This is a genomic window from Microbacterium sp. A84 (assembly GCF_051842815.1).
GTDB lineage: Bacteria > Actinomycetota > Actinomycetes > Actinomycetales > Microbacteriaceae > Microbacterium.
Genome location: NZ_JBPXMS010000002.1, coordinates 149,516 through 165,010, shown reverse-complemented (window position 1 = coordinate 165,010; position 15,495 = coordinate 149,516). Strand labels below are relative to the sequence as shown.

Here is a 15,495-nt window from a genome sequence, read left to right as displayed (position 1 = left end):
GTGACTTCACACAGCACCACCGCACGTGGTCGGCTCACCAAGCGCCGTGCCATGGCGCCCGCGCAGGCGATCGTGTCGGGGTTCGGGGCGGCGATTCTGGTGGGCACGGCGCTGCTGATGCTGCCGCTCTCGTCCGCCGACGGCACCTGGACGGGGTTCGTCGATGCGCTGTTCACCTCGACATCCGCAGTGTGTGTCACCGGGTTGGTGGTCGTTGACACTCCCGTGTACTGGAGCCCCTTCGGCAAGATCGTGATCTTGGTGCTCATCCAGCTGGGCGGCCTCGGCATCATGCTCTTTGCCGCGCTGGTGGGACTCGTTCTCGCGCGCAAGTTCAGCGTGAAGGCCCGGGTGATCGCCAGCACAGAGACGAAGACCCCCGGCGCCGGCGACATGAAGAGGGTTGCCGCCGGCATCGTGATCACGACGTTCGTGATCGAGGCGGTGGTGGCGCTTCTGCTCTTCGCGAGATTCGCCACGGAGTACGGGTATGACGTCGGGCGCGCCGCATGGCATGCGGTGTTCCATGCCGTATCCGCCTTCAACAATGCCGGTTTCGCGCTCTACAGCGACAGCCTGATGGGCTTTGTCTCTGACCCCTGGATCTGCCTGCCGATCTGCGGTGCGATAATCCTGGGCGGCCTCGGGTTCCCGGTTCTGCGCCAGTTGCGCCGGGAATTCCGGCGCCCGCTGCACTGGTCGATGAACACGCGAATCGTGTTGGCTGCGACAGCGGTGCTGCTGTTGGTCGGTACTGCATTCGTCCTTTTCATCGAGTGGGACAACCCGGGCACGCTGGGTGAGCTTCCCCTGGGAACGCGCCTCCTCGCGGGATTCGTCCACTCGGTCCAGTCGCGCACCGCCGGATTCAACTCCGTCGATGTCTCGCTGATGCATGACGAGACCTGGCTGGGCACCGATGTCTTGATGTTTATCGGGGGCGGCCCAGCCGGCACCGCCGGAGGAATCAAGCTCACAACCTTCGCGGTGCTGTTCTTCATCATGTGGACCGAACTGCGCGGAGGCACCGCGGTGAACATCTTCGGCAAGCGGCTCTCACGCGCTGTTCACCGCGAGGCGATCACCGTGGTGATCATCGCGCTCGGGGCGATCATGACGGCCGTCATCGCGATCCTCGCCATGACCGACCTCGATCTCGACCGGGTGCTGTTCGAGGTGGTGTCGGCCTTCGGAACCGTCGGCCTGTCGACGGGTATCACCGCAAGTCTGCCGCCGGCTGCGCACATCATCCTCATCCTGCTCATGTTCCTCGGCCGTCTCGGACCACTCACCCTCGGGTCTGCCCTCGCGCTGAGAGAACGACCGACGGCATACGAACTCCCGAAAGAACGCCCCGCCATCGGCTGACCGGACGCCGAGCACCCCCACAACCAGTGAAAGGACACCCGATGGGAAAATTCCTCTCCTTCGGTCAGGACACCAAACGGATCGCCGAGGCCGACTCGGTCGCCGTCATCGGACTGGGCCGGTTCGGCACGGCTCTCGCTCTCGAGCTGATGGCTTCCGGAACCGAGGTGCTCGGCATCGACGAGGATGAGGGCATCGTGCAGTCGTTGAACGGCGAGCTCACCCAGGTCGTTCGCGCCGATTCGACCCGACTTGATGTCCTGGAGCAGCTCGCTGTTGGCGAGTTCGATCGGGTCGTCGTGGCCATCGGCAGCGACATCACGGCATCCATCCTTACCGCCTCATTGCTTTTGAAGCTCAAGGTTCCGGTGATCTGGGCGAAGGCTGTGGACGAGCGGCACGGCGCGGTGCTGGAACAGCTCGGGGTGCACAGGGTGATCTACCCCGATAAGGACATGGGGCGTCGCGTTGCGCACCTCGTGCGAGGAGCTGCGGCCGACTATCTGGAGATCGACAAGGGGTACGCGATCGTCAAGACAGTGGCTCCGCAGTATCTGCATGGAATCACGTTGGCGGATGGCGCGGTGCGCAGCGACCACGGAGTCACGATCGCCGCCTATCGCCCGGCGATTGGCGACTGGCGAAACGCGCAGGCCGATACTGTCCTCCACGAGGGCGACACGGTTCTCGTCGTCGGGCCGACGACGAGCGTGGAGAAGTTCGCGCAATTGCGTTGACGGGGAGGCGCGTGGCGCCGCGTTGACTACTACGATGGATAGTGGAGTGTCGGGAAGCCTGGTCGACGTCACTATCGTCGACCCGAAAGGCGCTCATGTCGCCCAAACCCTCCCGCATCGCTCGTGTCCGTAGCCTTTTCCCCTCTTCTTCGAGTGCGGAATCGCTGCGCGTGGGCGAGATCCTCCGCAAGGAGACCGTCGGCGGCATCCTTCTCGTCGCGCTCGCCGCGATCGCGATCGTCTGGGCGAACTCGCCGTGGGCGGATTCGTATTTCGCACTGCGCGACTTCGAGATCGGCTACGAGCCGTGGCACCTCCGCTTGTCGCTCGGTGCGTGGGCTGCCGACGGACTGCTCGCCATCTTCTTCTTCCTCGTCGGGCTCGAGCTCAAGAGGGAGTTCGTCGCTGGGGACCTTCGAAAGCCCAGCACGGCGATCGTGCCGATCGTCGCCGCCGTCGGAGGTGTCATTGTGCCCGCGGTGGTCTACTTCACGATTGTGGCAGGGGCCGGTGGTGCGACCGAGGGATGGGCGATTCCGACCGCCACCGACATCGCGTTCGCGGTTGCGGTGCTCGCTATCATCGGCTCGCACCTGCCCAGCGCACTGCGCATCTTCCTGCTCACCCTGGCGGTGGTCGACGATCTGATCGCGATCGGCATCATCGCGATCTTCTACACCGAAACGATCAATCTCGTCCCGCTCGTGTTCTCGTTGTTGGCCATCGCCTTGTACGGTGTGATCGCCCAACTGGGCAGGGAGTTCTTCCACCTGCGTTCTGGAGCGGCGTGGCTCGTGCTGCTGCCGATCGGTGTCACCGCGTGGGCGCTGCTGCATGCATCCGGCATCCACGCGACCATCGCCGGTGTGCTCCTCGGATTTACCATCCCGGTCTTGCACAAGAAGGCCGCTCGTGACGCGGACGCGGATGCGGGACCGGGCCTCGCGGAGGTCTTCGAACACCGATTCCGGCCGATCTCGGCCGGGGTGGCAGTACCGGTGTTCGCCTTCTTCTCCGCGGGGGTGGCGATCGGTGGCGTGGAGGGATTTGTCTCCGCTTTCAACGATCCGGTGGTGATCGGGATCATGCTCGGGCTTGTTGTCGGCAAGCCGATCGGGATCACTCTCGCGACGTGGCTCGTGACGCGAATACGACGGGTCAACCTCGACCCGTCACTGCGCTGGATCGACCTCGCGGGCGTGGGTCTGCTCGCCGGCATCGGATTCACCGTGTCGCTCCTGGTCGCCGAACTCAGCTTCGCCAGCGGTAGCGACCACCACGATCACGCGAAGGTGGCGATCCTCACTGCCTCCGTCGTCGCGGCGATCCTCGCATCGATCGTGCTCGGCATCCGCAATCGTCACTATCGGCAGTTGGCGCGCGCGAACGACGACGAGCGCGTCGAGCGCTGATCACTATTGCACGAACGCACGACGCCACCACAGCCAGGTTCCGAAGGCAGCGACCATTCCGATGGGCACAGCGAGCAGCAGCTGCGGGGCTTCCACTTCGGCAGAGAGCACCGCACCCCCGAGACCAGCCCATAGCCCGGTGGCGGCGTACGGAAACCACGCTCCTGCGCCCAGCGCGACTGTCACCTGAGTGATCACGACGATGGCGAGCAGCGCGGAGATCGCGGCCAGATAGCCGCGTGCTGCGCTTGCGACCACCGCTAGAGGTAGGCATAGTGCAGTGGTGAGGATGCCGACGACGATGATTCGTCCGACAGCGCCCCATGCGTGCGATTCCGGTGCGCCGAGGCCGATGATCAGACCGGCGAGAAGGGTCGCCAGAGCAGTGGCGACGGAAACCAGCGTGCCCCACGCCAGCAAGATCACCAGCTTGGCCGCCGCGATGCTCTCTCGGGGAACCGCCGTCGCGAACAGTGAACCGAACGCCTTCTCTGTGAACTCGCGTCCGAATACCCACGAGACCACCACCCCGATGGCAAGAAGGCCGCCGACCGAGAAGATCTGCGCCGAAAACCCCGTCAGGCCACCCCATCCGTCGTCTTGCAGGAGAGGTGCGATCTTGAGCGCGAGCGTGCCATTGCTGTCTGCACGGGCCAAGGCGAGAAAGGCCGCACTGAGGGCGGGCACCAGGATGACCATGACGACGGTTGCCGCCCGCACCGGCGTCGCGCGTAGGAACTTGAGGAACTCCAAGTGGAGAGCGGCGTTCATCAGGATGCACCGCCGTCGTCCTGGTCCGCGAGCAGGATCATGTCGAAGAACTGCCGCTCGATGTCAACCCCTTCAGGGGGAAGCGTGCCGACGATCCGTCCGCGATGCATCACGGTGATCTCGTCGGCGAGGCGGGCCATCTCGTCGAGGTGGTGACTGGAGAGGAGGATGGCCGCGCCGGATGCCGCGCTCGCGCGCAGGACATCCCGGATCAGACGAACACCGGCCGGATCGAGTCCGTTGGCCGGCTCGTCCAGAATCACGAGGCGTGGATCATGCACCAGTGCACTGGCCAGCCCCAGCCTCTGCAGATTGCCCATCGACAACTGGCGCGCACGTCGGTCGGCCCACTGACGCAGGGCGAGCCGATCGATCATCCGCTGCGCCGCGCTCCTCGCGCTCGCCGCAGACATGCCTCGCAAGCGTGCGGCGGCGACGATCGTCTCGGCCGCCGTCAGCTCCGGATATCCGAATGGCGAGTCGACCAGATATCCGACGTGGCGCCACGTCGACGCGGAGACGTGTTCGAGTGGGACCGCATCGACGCCCGTCCGAATCGACACTCGTCCGGCATCCGCCCGGATCATCCCCAGCATCGTGCGCATCAAGGTCGTCTTGCCTGCCCCGTTCAGCCCGACGAGCGCATGGATTCTCCCTGCGTACACCTGCAGGCTCACGCCGTCGAGCGCACGGTCATCACCGAACGACTTGCTCACGTCCTGCGCATCCAAGACGGCATCCGCTGTGGCATTCATTCGCTGACCGGCTGCCCGAGCATCACCAGAGCTGACTGGATCCGGTCGCTCAGCGGGGCGTCGTTCGGTGAACGTCCCCATTCCAGAAGCGCGGCCATAAGTGCGCCCAGGCACGCCCCGGCGGCGACGACAGCCTCCTCTCGGGAGGTGCCACCACGTGTCAAAGCGTCAACGATGACCTCTTCAGTGCGTTGCGTGTTCTGCCACGCTCTGGCTCGAAGGCCAGAATGCCCCGCCACGATCGCTATCCTCGTCCGGATATCAGTCGATGCCGCCTCCGGCACGGAGTCCCATGCTGTCATCACACCGCGCCGCGCTCTCTCCAGCGGCGGCAGCCTGACGTCCTGCGCGACTACTGCCGCGCCGATCGCGGGGTCATAAGGGTCATCCAGCAGCACCGCTTCTTTTGTACGGAAGTGTCGGAAGAACGTCATGTGCGACACTCCTGCGGCACGCGCGATCTCGTCGACCGTCACGTCATCGAAACCGCGCTGCGTGAAAAGCTGCAGGGCGCATTCCTGCAATCGTTCCGCGGTACGGGCAGATCTTCCTGACATGCACAAAATGTTAGTGACTAACACTTGGCTTGCACAAGTGGTCTTTCCTGATCACCCCGACGCGAGTAACGTGTCGCGAGGAGTGCCGGGAAGTCTGGTCGGCGACGTTCACGTCGACCCCGGAGGTTCTCATGCGAGTGCTCATTGCCACATTCGGCACGCGAGGCGATATCGACCCATACGCCGCTCTTGCCGAGCGGCTTCGGCGCGAAGGTCACGTCGCGGTTCTGTGTGCGCCGGAACCCTATCGGAAAGACGTCGAAGCGCTCGGGGTCGGATTCGAGCCAGCGGGAACCGAGATGCACGAGATTGTTCGCGCTGGCATGACCTCCGCGAGCGGACCCGGTGATGCCATCCGCATGGCTCGGCGCATGACGCAGGCGATGCGGGAGTCACTGCAGGAGCAGTGGCAGGCGGCGCAGCGCGTCGAGCCGACGCTCATCGTGTCGCACCCGAAGGCGTTGGCAGGCTTCCACATCGCGGAACGTCTGGGTATCCCGTTCGTCGCGTCGCTCCCGTTGCCGTTCCTGACACCCACCGGTGACTTCCCGATCCCGTTCATCGCTCGCAGCCTCCCTCGCTCCGCGAATCGGTTCAGCTATCAGTTCAACCGATTCACGGCCATCGCGTACGGCGGGATGATCAACCGATTCCGATCAGAGCACCTCGGCTTGCGTCGCGTCAGCCGAACCAGCGATTACCTGCACCGGAACGGGGAACGTGTCCCGGTGCTCTATCCGATCAGCCGCCATGTGGTTCCGCGCCCGACCGACTTCCCGGATTCCGCTCACATCACCGGGTACTGGTTTCGAGGAGTAGGTCACACCGATTGGGCGGCTCCTCCTGAGCTCGAGACCTTCCTCAGCGCGGACGGTCCGGTCGTCTATGTCGGGTTCGGGAGCATGGGATTCGGTGCCAAGGCGCAGGCGCGAGGACAGATCGTGCTGGATGCGATCCGCCAGGTTGGCGCGCGTGCGATCGTCGCGACCGGGTGGGGCGGGCTCCTCGCATCCTCAGCGGATGATGTACACGTGATCGACGATGCCCCGCACCAATGGCTCTTTCCTCGCGTGAGTGCCGTCGTCCACCACGGAGGATCCGGTACTACCGCGGCAGGGCTCAGGGCCGGCCGTCCCACGCTCATCTGTCCGATTCTCGGCGATCAGCCCTTCTGGGGCTCGCGCATCCACGAGCTCGGCGCCGGCCCCCGCCCCCTCCCGCTGAAGAAGATCGGAGTCGACACGCTTGCGCAGCGCATCGACGACCTTCTCCACACTCCTGCGTATGCCGCGAAGGCGGCGATGCTGGCCGAGCAGATCGACGCCGAGGATGGCACGGCAACGGCCGTCCGCGCCCTCGAGCGTATCCACGGTGGCGGTTGACCGCCCGCTCCGCTCAGCGGCGGCGCTGTTTGGGGAGCTGGATCGGGCCGGTCACGGAGAGTTCGTCCTCCCACACTTCGATGCCGCGCACTCCGGGGAGCCTGGCCTGGGTGAACACCGGATCGAGTCCGGCGCGGCGCTGCTGCGTGTAGTCCTTGAGGAGCTTGAAGGCGACGCCGGAGAGCAAGGCGATCGCCACCAGGTTCACGATCGCCATGAACCCCATCGCCCCGTCGGCGAAGTTCCAGACGACATCCGCAGACACGAGGGCTCCCGCGAAGACGGCCGCGATCGCGAAGATGCGGTAACCGAGAAGGACGCCCGGCTTCGACGTGATGAATTCGATGTTGGACTGCCCGTAGTAATAGTTGCCCAGGATCGAGCTGAACGCGAGCAAGAAGATGATCACGATGAGCAGGATGTTCGACCAGCTGCCGAGCGCGCTGACGACAGCACCCTGTGTCAGGCCGATCCCTCGCTCTGCGTTCGCGAGATCGGGAACTGACACGAGAATGATGAACGCGGTGATCGAGCAGATGAGGAACGTGTCGAAGTAGACGCCCAGCGTCTGTACGAGTCCTTGCTTGACCGGATGCGTGACCGCGGCGCTCGCGCCCGCGTTCGGAGCGGAGCCGAGACCGGCCTCGTTCGAGAACATGCCGCGCTTGACGCCGGTGAGGATGATGTAGCCGAGGGTTGCGCCGACGACCTCGTTGGGTCCGAACGCCTGGGTGAAGATCTGCGAGAAGACCTCGGGGAGACGCTCGATGTTGATGGCGACGATCACGAGCCCGAGGAGCAGGTAGAGCAGTGCCATCAGCGGAACGAGAGTCTGCGTAACCGACGCGATGCGACGGACACCTCCGAAGATGACGAGCGCCATGAGCACGGCAAGTGCGAGGCCGGTTACCAACGGGAGCCACCCCGCAGCCTCGTCGCCGAGGCTTCCGGAGATGGTGGCCTGGATGGTGTTCGCCTGCAGTGAGCTGAATGCGATCGGGAAGCAGATGATGAGGATGATCGCGAAGAGGATGCCCATCCATCGCGCGCCGAGCCCGCGCTGCATGTAGTAGGCAGGGCCTCCGCGGAATCCGTCCTTGTCGCGTGTCTTGTATAGCTGCGCGAGCGAGGACTCGATGAACGAGGCCGCACCGCCGATGAAGGCCATCAGCCACATCCAGAAGATCGCGCCCGGCCCGCCGATGGCGATCGCGGTGCCGACGCCCGCGATATTGCCGACGCCGACGCGGGATGCTGCGGAGATCGTGAACGCTTGAAACGCGGAGACCGACTGCGGCTCGCCGGTCTCAGTGCGTGGCGTGCTGTCTCGCAGCGTTCGGAACATCTCCGGAATCATCCGGAACTGCACGACGCCGGAGCGCACCGTGAAGTACAAGCCAAGGAGGACGACGATCGGCAGGACGATCCACGTCCACAGGTTGTCGCCCCAGGTCAGCAGCCACTCGTTCACAGCATCCATTGGCACAGTATGTCGAAGGGTGGCGTTTTCGCGCTACCCTTCGGAGCTTATGGCAGAGCTGGGGTGGGCGATCCACGTTCAGCTAACCCGCCTAGACTGGGGCTGTGGCGAGAGTACTGATCGTAGGCGGCTTCCTGGCCCTCCTCTTCTGGGTCTTCAGCATCGTCGACTGCGCAGTGCAGCCGGCGGCGCGGCACCGTGGTGTGCCCAAGGGGGCCTGGATCGCGATCGTTGTTCTCATGCCGGTGCTCGGCGGCATCCTCTGGTTCGCTCTCGGACGCAAGCGCCGCAGTGACCAAGAGGGCATGCACCTGGTCGCACCCGACGATGATCCCGAGTTCCTGCGCACCCTCGGCAAGTCCGAGCAGGACGAGCGCATCGCCCGTCTCGAAGAAGAACTCGCACGCTTGGATGACGAGACGGACGGCCCCGCACCGGACGCACGTCCATGACGGCATCGCCGGCATCGGATGCTGCAACCACCCTCCTCGCGGAGCTCGTGGAGCACGGCATCCGAGACGTGGTGATCTCGCCGGGGTCGAGGTCACAGGCTCTGGCGCTCGCCGCCACGCATCTCGCCCGTGAAGGCGTACTGCACGTGCACGTGCGCATCGATGAGCGCGTCGCCGGATTCACCGCCCTCGGCCTCTCTCGCGAGACCCGTGTGCCGACTGCGGTGATCTGCACCTCGGGCACCGCCGCCGCGAATCTGCTGCCTGCGGCGATGGAGGCTTTCCACTCCGGTGTGCCGTTGTTGCTGCTCACCGCCGATCGGCCACCCGAGCTGCGCGGTATCGGCGCGAATCAGGCGACCGTGCAGCCCGGACTCTTTCACCCGTGGGTACGTTTCGCCGTGGATGCACCGGTGCCGGGTGATGGCTCATGGGAAGGGCTTGCTGAGCGGGCGGTCGCTGCGGCGATGGGGGAGGATGCTTCTGATGCTTCTGCGCTGGCCGGTATCGCCGGGCCCGTGCATGTGAATCTGCCATCGCGCGAGCCGTTGTCCGGCGCGCTGCCGGACGGATACACGGCCACGCCCGGAGCAGCGCTGACCCCGGATGCCGGTGAGCCGCTCGTGCTCGAACGCGGCCCGCGCACCGTTGTGATCGCCGGAGCGGATGCCGGGCCGGCGGCGGAAGAAGTCTCGCACGCAGGGTCGTGGCCGCTCATCGCCGAGATCGTCAGCGGTGCCCGTTTCGGCCGTCACGTTGTGCACGGTTATCGCGCACTGTTGCGAGATGACGCGCTCGGTGGCCAGATCGAACGCGCCGTCGTGCTCGGCCACCCGACCCTCAGCCGTGAGGTGACGGCGCTACTGAGGCGCGATGATGTCGAGGTCATCGCCGTGCGCGCGGGCGGAGAAGCACTGAACTTGAACGGGCGCACGATCGCTGCGGCATCCGTCGCTGTCGGCCGGGGCGACGCCGACCGTGCCTGGATGGGGGCGTGGATGCAGGCATCCGCAGCATCCGTCATCGATCTGAGTGAGGATGCGCCTGACCAGGACGGCCTGAACTCCACGGACTTCGCCACCAGGCGTGACGCCGTGCGTGCGGAACTCGAGGCCGTGCGCCGACCGATCGATCGGGAGATGCTCGCCGACGCCGTGTGGCGGGCGACGTGGCCGCACGATCGGCTCATGTTTGGCTCATCCCGCATCGTTCGCGTCGCCGACGCGGTGCTCAGCGGCAAGAAGGTGCCGGTGCATGCGAACCGCGGACTCGCCGGCATCGACGGCACGATCTCGACGGCGATGGGCATCGCGCTCGCGAGCCAGGCTTCCGGTGCTGCGGGGGTGACGCGGGTGCTGCTCGGCGATCTCGCGCTTCTGCATGACGTCGGCGCGCTGCTGCTGCCGCCGGACGAGCAGGAGCCGCGCATCCAGGTGATCGTCGGAAATGACGGCGGCGGCACCATCTTCGATTCGCTCGAGGTGGCTTCGTCAGCGCCGAAAGAAGATCTCGATCGCGTCTTTTACACGCCGCACACGACCCGTCTCGAGCATCTCGCGCTCGCCTACGGCTGGGACTATCAGCGCATCACGACGCGCTCCGCGCTAGACCAGGCGCTCACCACTCCGGCCTCCGGCCGCCAGCTTCTCGAGGTCCCGCTAGCGCGCTGAGTTTCACCCCGCCCGCCCGCGAGACTTCAGCTGTGTCACGGTTTCGGGTGATTTTCGGGACATTGGTGAAGTCTCGCGGGAGGATGTACGCATGAGCGCACGAGGCTGGACGAGCGAAGCATCTGAGGTCCTACGAGTCGGGGAGGGGTTCCTGCTTTCCGACGTGGATCCTGACTCGCATCCGGGCTATCTGGGCGACAAGAAGTCCGGCGCCAAGGATCTCGCCGTCGGAATCGCGGCGCTCAGCGAGTTGCAGGAGCGACTGTTCGCGGCCAGTCGCGCGGGAGTGGCGAAGGATTCCGTGCTGCTCGTGCTGCAGGCGATGGATTCTGCGGGCAAGGGCGGCATCGTCAGGCACGTGGTCGGCGGCGTGGATCCGCAGGGGATCACGCTGGCGGCGTTCAAAGCGCCGACGGCCGAGGAACGCGAGCACGACTTCCTCTGGCGCATTGAGAAGCGGCTGCCCGAGCCCGGCTTCATCGGCGTCTTCGACCGCTCGCACTACGAGGACGTCCTGGTCGGAAAGGTGCGCGCGCTGGCACCGGACGAGGAGATCGAGCGGCGGTACGGCGCGATCAACGACTTCGAAGCTCAGGTTGCGGCATCCGGAGTTCGCATCATCAAGGTCATGCTGCACATCTCGCCGGAGGAGCAGAAAGCCCGGCTGATGGAGCGCCTGGAGCGTCCAGACAAGCATTGGAAGTACAACCCGGGCGACGTTGACGATCGGATGCTCTGGCCGAAGTACATGGATGCCTACCAGGCGGTCTTCGAACGGACCTCGACCGAGGTCGCGCCGTGGCACGTGGTGCCCGCGAACAGCAAGTGGTACGCGCGCCTTGCCGTGCAGGAACTGCTGCTTGCTGCGATGCAGGAGATCGATCCGCAGTGGCCGACCGCCGACTACGACGTCGAGGCCGAGAAGAAGCGGCTCGCGGCGAGCTGAGGCTCAGCGCTGCGCGTTCATGCGCTCGGCCTGCGCGCGGGAGGGGCCGCACTGCCAGGTCCGCCCGCGCACCAACTCATGCCAGCGCGTCGACCACCGGGCGGAACTTGACCCGGGTCTCGAGCAGCTCGGTCTCCGGGTCGCTCGCCGCGACGATGCCTGCGCCGGCGTAGGCGGTGACGGCGATCGTGTCGGAGTACTCGGCGAATCGACGCACCGGCCCGGTTTCGAACTGCGCGCAGCGCAGCGCGATCGCCCATTCGCCGTTGCCGTTGCCGTCGATCCAGCCGACCGGTCCGGCGTAGCGCCCCCGGTCGAACGGCTCGAGCTCGCGGATCGCGGCGACCGCGATGTCCGTCGGCGTCCCCGCCACCGCAGCGGTGGGATGCAGCGCTCCCACCAGGTCCAGTGCTGACTCACCGTCGGACAACTCGCCCTCCACATCAGTGGCGAGGTGGAACAGGTTCGGCAGCTTGAGCAGGAACGGCTGCTCGCTCGACGCCATGGCACGCACATGCGGGCGCAGCGACGTCAACAGACTCTGCACGGCGTACTGGTGCTCGTCCAGATCCTTGGTGCTCGAGGCGAGATGTGCCGCGGCCTCCCCGTCCTCATCGGCATCGGCGCCACGGCCGATCGTGCCGGCCAGCACGCGAGCGGTGACGGTGCCGTTCTGCACGGTGACGAGGGTCTCCGGGCTCGCGCCGATCAGCCCGTCGACGGAGAACGCCCAGGTGTCGGGGTAGCCGGTCGACAGTGCGCGCACGAGTCGGCGCAGGTCGGAGCCGATCGGAATCGTTCCGGCAAGGTCACGCGCCAACACGACCTTGCTCATCTCGCCGGCACCGATGCGGTCGAGTGCGTGGCGTACTGACGCCTGATACCCCTCGGGAGTCTGCGCGCCGGGGCCGAGCGTGCCCGCCCAGTGCGGTCCGTACGCGCAGGGTTCGATCGTGGCATCCGGTTGGTCCTGGGGAAGATTTTGACCGGCCGGCGCGATGCGGGTGATCCAGCCGCGACCCTGATGCTTGCCGAGGATGACGGACGGCACGATCAGCACGCTGTCGGCGGCCGAATCCTCGTCGAACGTCAGCGCTCCGAATCCGACGAGGCCCGTGCCGGGAAGATTCACGGCGTCGTCGATCTCGGCGGCATCCGTCAGCTTTCGCCACGATTCTGCGATGAGCGTGCTGCGCATCGCACCTGTTCCTGCGGGGACGCGCAGGAACACGGGCATCCCGTCGCCGATTGCGACGATTCCGTCGCCGCGGCGCAGCCAGGCGAGGGGAACGCTGGGGTGCGCATATGCGAGAAGATCGTCGACCGGATCGATCTCACGGGTCTCTACGATCAGGCGCATGCTCACCCCTCCAGCCTATTCCACCCCTTGCGAGTGGCCATTTGTGGCTCGGTTTTTTCGAATTTCCGAGCCACGCGCGACCACTCGCAATTTAGGGTGGGGGAAATGACGACGGATGCGCGACCTGCGAGCGGGACACCGATGATTTTCCAGTGGCGGAAGTGGGACGGGACACCGCACTGGCGACACGAGTGCGTCTATCTCGGCGCGGATGAGTGGGGCGACTGGCTCGGACAGCCCGTCGGGTGGCACAGCGAACGCCCCGGCGCTCAGTTCGACGCGGAAGCTCCGAACGTGACGCTGATCCCGGCATCCGGCGAGCACGCGCTCACCATCAACAGGCGGCATCCGTTCAACATGCGCATCTACATCGATCTCGGCTGGGACATCCATTGGTCAGAGGACCCGCTCCTCGCCACCGGCATCGACATGGATCTCGACGTGATTCGCATCGAGGGCGAGCGCCCAGCCGCGGACGGGCCCTCCGGCACCTGGGTCGATGACCGCGACGAGTGGGCCGAGCACAGCATCCAGTTCGCCTACCCGGCCGACGTCATGACGCACCTCGAGGCGCTCACGCTCGATCTCGAGACCCGCGTGCGCGCTCAGGTCGCTCCCTTCGACGACGCGACCGCCGACGCCTGGCTCGATCGCCTAGAAGCCCTGAACCCGTCCCGCTAACGCCCGCATTTCACCCCTTGCGAGTGTCCATTTGTGCTCGAAAAGTCGCGAAAACAGAGCCACGAGCGCCCACTCGCAACCGAACGGTGGTCGGCTACCCTCGCCGGCCGCTGACAGGATTAGAGCATGCGTGTTCTCACCACTGCCCGAAGCATCCTTGCCGCTGCCGTCGTTCTGACCGCGGCCCTGACGCTGACGGCATGCGGCGAGGAGGAGCCTGCGGCCGACCCGACACCCACCGCGACCGGAGCACCCGCCATCGCGCTGGATACCCTGCTCACAATCGAGGTCCCTGCCCTCTGCGAGCACCCCGCCGGAACACTCGTCGACGGCATGCTGCCCGGCATTTCCGAGAACGACGGCCGGGTAATGCTCGGAGGATCGCTGGTCGAGGAAATGCAGTCCGGCGCGACGGAGAGCGCGTTCGCGTTGACCGGAACGGATGCTGAGGGCGAGCAGTTCCTGGCCGCATCCGTCTACTGCGATCGTGGCGGAGTCGCGTGGCCGAACCAGGTCGTGGTGTGGGATGCCGAGCTCGCACCGGTCGGAGTGTTCGAGCCGTTTGTCCTCACCGGCGGCGACCGCGAGGTGATCGTCGAGCTCGGATCCGCGGAGAACGGGTTCTTCGCCCGCTGGACCGCCCCGACCCTGTATGACCCCTCCTGCTGCTTCCAACTGTCGGCTGAAAGTACCGTGAAGGTGGACGTCGCCGGAGCAGAGTTGACCCTCGCGGCGCCGGTGCTTCAGCGTGGCGAGACTCAGGTGCGTGCGGTCTTTGAAGCGGCGCTCGCAGGAACGACCGCGCCGGACGTCACCGCCGCGGACGGCCTGTACGAAGGAATCACCCTCATTGCGGAGCGTGGCGGCGAGTACGATTTCGACGGCATCGCGTGCAACGACGTCGAAATGGGTGAGATCACGCTGGCCTGCGGCATCCCGGTGAAGATCAACGGTGAGGACCGCATGTTCGTCGTGTACCCGCAGATGAAGGGGTGGGGCGCATACGACATCCCGAAGTACTCCCTAGAGCTCTGGTAGCAGGTGCGAGCGGGCGCGCGTGGCTCCATTTTCGCGATTTTCCGAGCCACGAGCGCCCACTCGCAAACAACGAGCACTCGCAAACAACGCGCGCCCGCAAACACCGCGAGCCCGCCGCAACGAGAGCCCCGCGCGGCGACACGATCTAAACTAGACGGGTGACCCAGCCCAATCGCGCCGACCTCGGCAAGGACCCCCAGCGCGTCAGCGGCATGTTCGACCAGGTCGCGGCCGGCTACGACCGCACCAACACCGTCATGACGTTCGGCAACGATGCGCTCTGGCGCGCGGCCACGACCCGCGCTGTCGCTCCGAAACGCGGAGAGCGCATCCTCGATCTCGCAGCCGGCACGGCCTCCTCCTCGGCATCCCTCGCCGCCAGCGGAGCCGACGTCGTCGCCGCCGATTTCTCACCGGGGATGCTGGCCGAAGGTAAACGCCGCCACGGACATCTGAGCAACCTCTCCTTCGCCCTGGCCGACGCGATGAATCTGCCGTTCGCCGACAACGAGTTCGACGCCGTCACGATGTCATACGGTCTGCGCAACGTGCAGCAGCCGAAGAAGGCGCTCGCCGAACTGTTCCGGGTCACCAAGCCCGGCGGCAGGCTCCTGGTCAACGAGTTCTCCACCCCTCCCGCTAAGGCATTCCGCGGGCTCTACCGCTTCTACAACGCCCAGGTTCTGCCTCGTGTCGCCCGTGTCGCCGGCACGAACAGCGATGCCTACGACTACCTCAACGAATCGATCAAAGACTGGCCGGATCAGAAGGAACTCTCCAGCTGGATCCGCGAGGCGGGCTGGACCGATGTCGCCTTCCGCAACCTCTCGTTCGGCATCGTCGCACTGCATCGTGCGCAGAAGCCGAAGCCCGCGCCCAGGTAGGG

General features: G+C 65.8%; 15 protein-coding genes. 10 read left to right on the top strand and 5 right to left on the bottom strand.

Annotation, left to right across the window (positions count from 1 at the left end; translation table 11 throughout):
- The 3 genes from ACSU04_RS11160 to nhaA all read left to right on the top strand — a co-directional run bounded on the left by ACSU04_RS11160 (nucleotide 1) and on the right by nhaA (nucleotide 3,517).
- Nucleotides 1-1,368, top strand: coding sequence for a TrkH family potassium uptake protein (locus tag ACSU04_RS11160; RefSeq protein WP_439289543.1), 1,368 nt, complete (start codon nucleotides 1-3; stop codon nucleotides 1,366-1,368).
- A gap of 41 nt (nucleotides 1,369-1,409) precedes the next feature.
- Nucleotides 1,410-2,105 (top strand): potassium channel family protein, encoded by a 696-nt coding sequence (locus ACSU04_RS11155; RefSeq protein WP_439284844.1) that lies wholly within the window; start codon nucleotides 1,410-1,412, stop codon nucleotides 2,103-2,105.
- Nucleotides 2,106-2,200: 95 nt separating this feature from the next.
- Nucleotides 2,201-3,517, top strand: coding sequence for a Na+/H+ antiporter NhaA (nhaA, locus tag ACSU04_RS11150; protein ID WP_439289541.1), 1,317 nt, complete (start codon nucleotides 2,201-2,203; stop codon nucleotides 3,515-3,517).
- Between the two features lie 3 nt (nucleotides 3,518-3,520).
- On the opposite strand, the gene ACSU04_RS11145 is transcribed toward nhaA, so the two are convergent.
- The 3 genes from ACSU04_RS11145 to ACSU04_RS11135 are packed head-to-tail and all read right to left on the bottom strand — an operon-like array spanning nucleotide 3,521 to nucleotide 5,600.
- The gene (locus ACSU04_RS11145; protein ID WP_439284840.1) at nucleotides 3,521-4,288 is read right to left on the bottom strand and encodes an ABC transporter permease; all 768 of its coding nucleotides are present in this window, start codon (nucleotides 4,286-4,288) and stop codon (nucleotides 3,521-3,523) included.
- A complete protein-coding gene (locus ACSU04_RS11140) occupies nucleotides 4,288-5,043 on the bottom strand; it encodes an ABC transporter ATP-binding protein (RefSeq protein ID WP_439284838.1) in 756 nt (251 codons plus the stop codon). The genes ACSU04_RS11145 and ACSU04_RS11140 overlap by 1 nt, the downstream gene beginning before the upstream one ends.
- Nucleotides 5,040-5,600 (bottom strand): TetR family transcriptional regulator, encoded by a 561-nt coding sequence (locus ACSU04_RS11135; protein ID WP_439284836.1) that lies wholly within the window; start codon nucleotides 5,598-5,600, stop codon nucleotides 5,040-5,042. Before ACSU04_RS11135 ends, ACSU04_RS11140 begins: the two co-directional genes overlap by 4 nt.
- Nucleotides 5,601-5,731: 131 nt before the next feature.
- Between ACSU04_RS11135 and ACSU04_RS11130 the strand changes: the two genes are divergently transcribed.
- The gene (locus ACSU04_RS11130) at nucleotides 5,732-6,982 is read left to right on the top strand and encodes a glycosyltransferase (RefSeq protein WP_439289539.1); all 1,251 of its coding nucleotides are present in this window, start codon (nucleotides 5,732-5,734) and stop codon (nucleotides 6,980-6,982) included.
- 13 nt (nucleotides 6,983-6,995) lie between these two features.
- On the opposite strand, the gene ACSU04_RS11125 is transcribed toward ACSU04_RS11130, so the two are convergent.
- Nucleotides 6,996-8,462, bottom strand: a complete 1,467-nt coding sequence (locus ACSU04_RS11125; RefSeq protein WP_439289538.1) for an alanine/glycine:cation symporter family protein — start codon at nucleotides 8,460-8,462, stop codon at nucleotides 6,996-6,998.
- Between the two features lie 104 nt (nucleotides 8,463-8,566).
- Here ACSU04_RS11125 and ACSU04_RS11120 point away from each other — a divergent pair, with 104 nt between their 5' ends.
- From ACSU04_RS11120 to ACSU04_RS11110, 3 genes are all read left to right on the top strand, one after another.
- Nucleotides 8,567-8,914 (top strand): PLD nuclease N-terminal domain-containing protein, encoded by a 348-nt coding sequence (locus ACSU04_RS11120; protein ID WP_439289537.1) that lies wholly within the window; start codon nucleotides 8,567-8,569, stop codon nucleotides 8,912-8,914.
- The gene (gene menD / locus ACSU04_RS11115; RefSeq protein WP_439289536.1) at nucleotides 8,911-10,584 is read left to right on the top strand and encodes a 2-succinyl-5-enolpyruvyl-6-hydroxy-3-cyclohexene-1-carboxylic-acid synthase; all 1,674 of its coding nucleotides are present in this window, start codon (nucleotides 8,911-8,913) and stop codon (nucleotides 10,582-10,584) included. The genes ACSU04_RS11120 and menD overlap by 4 nt, the downstream gene beginning before the upstream one ends.
- Before the next feature lie 91 nt (nucleotides 10,585-10,675).
- Nucleotides 10,676-11,530, top strand: coding sequence for a PPK2 family polyphosphate kinase (locus tag ACSU04_RS11110; protein WP_439289535.1), 855 nt, complete (start codon nucleotides 10,676-10,678; stop codon nucleotides 11,528-11,530).
- Between the two features lie 76 nt (nucleotides 11,531-11,606).
- Here ACSU04_RS11110 and ACSU04_RS11105 read toward each other — a convergent pair whose 3' ends face one another.
- A complete protein-coding gene (locus ACSU04_RS11105) occupies nucleotides 11,607-12,890 on the bottom strand; it encodes an isochorismate synthase (RefSeq protein ID WP_439289761.1) in 1,284 nt (427 codons plus the stop codon).
- Between the two features lie 105 nt (nucleotides 12,891-12,995).
- Between ACSU04_RS11105 and ACSU04_RS11100 the strand changes: the two genes are divergently transcribed.
- The 3 genes from ACSU04_RS11100 to ACSU04_RS11090 all read left to right on the top strand — a co-directional run bounded on the left by ACSU04_RS11100 (nucleotide 12,996) and on the right by ACSU04_RS11090 (nucleotide 15,493).
- Nucleotides 12,996-13,571 (top strand): hypothetical protein, encoded by a 576-nt coding sequence (locus ACSU04_RS11100; protein WP_439289534.1) that lies wholly within the window; start codon nucleotides 12,996-12,998, stop codon nucleotides 13,569-13,571.
- 126 nt (nucleotides 13,572-13,697) lie between these two features.
- Nucleotides 13,698-14,609 (top strand): hypothetical protein, encoded by a 912-nt coding sequence (locus tag ACSU04_RS11095; RefSeq protein WP_439289533.1) that lies wholly within the window; start codon nucleotides 13,698-13,700, stop codon nucleotides 14,607-14,609.
- 158 nt (nucleotides 14,610-14,767) lie between these two features.
- Nucleotides 14,768-15,493 carry a class I SAM-dependent methyltransferase gene (locus tag ACSU04_RS11090; protein WP_439284820.1) on the top strand — a complete coding sequence of 242 codons (726 nt, stop codon included), beginning with the start codon at nucleotides 14,768-14,770 and terminating at the stop codon, nucleotides 15,491-15,493.
- Nucleotides 15,494-15,495: the final 2 nt, after the last annotated feature.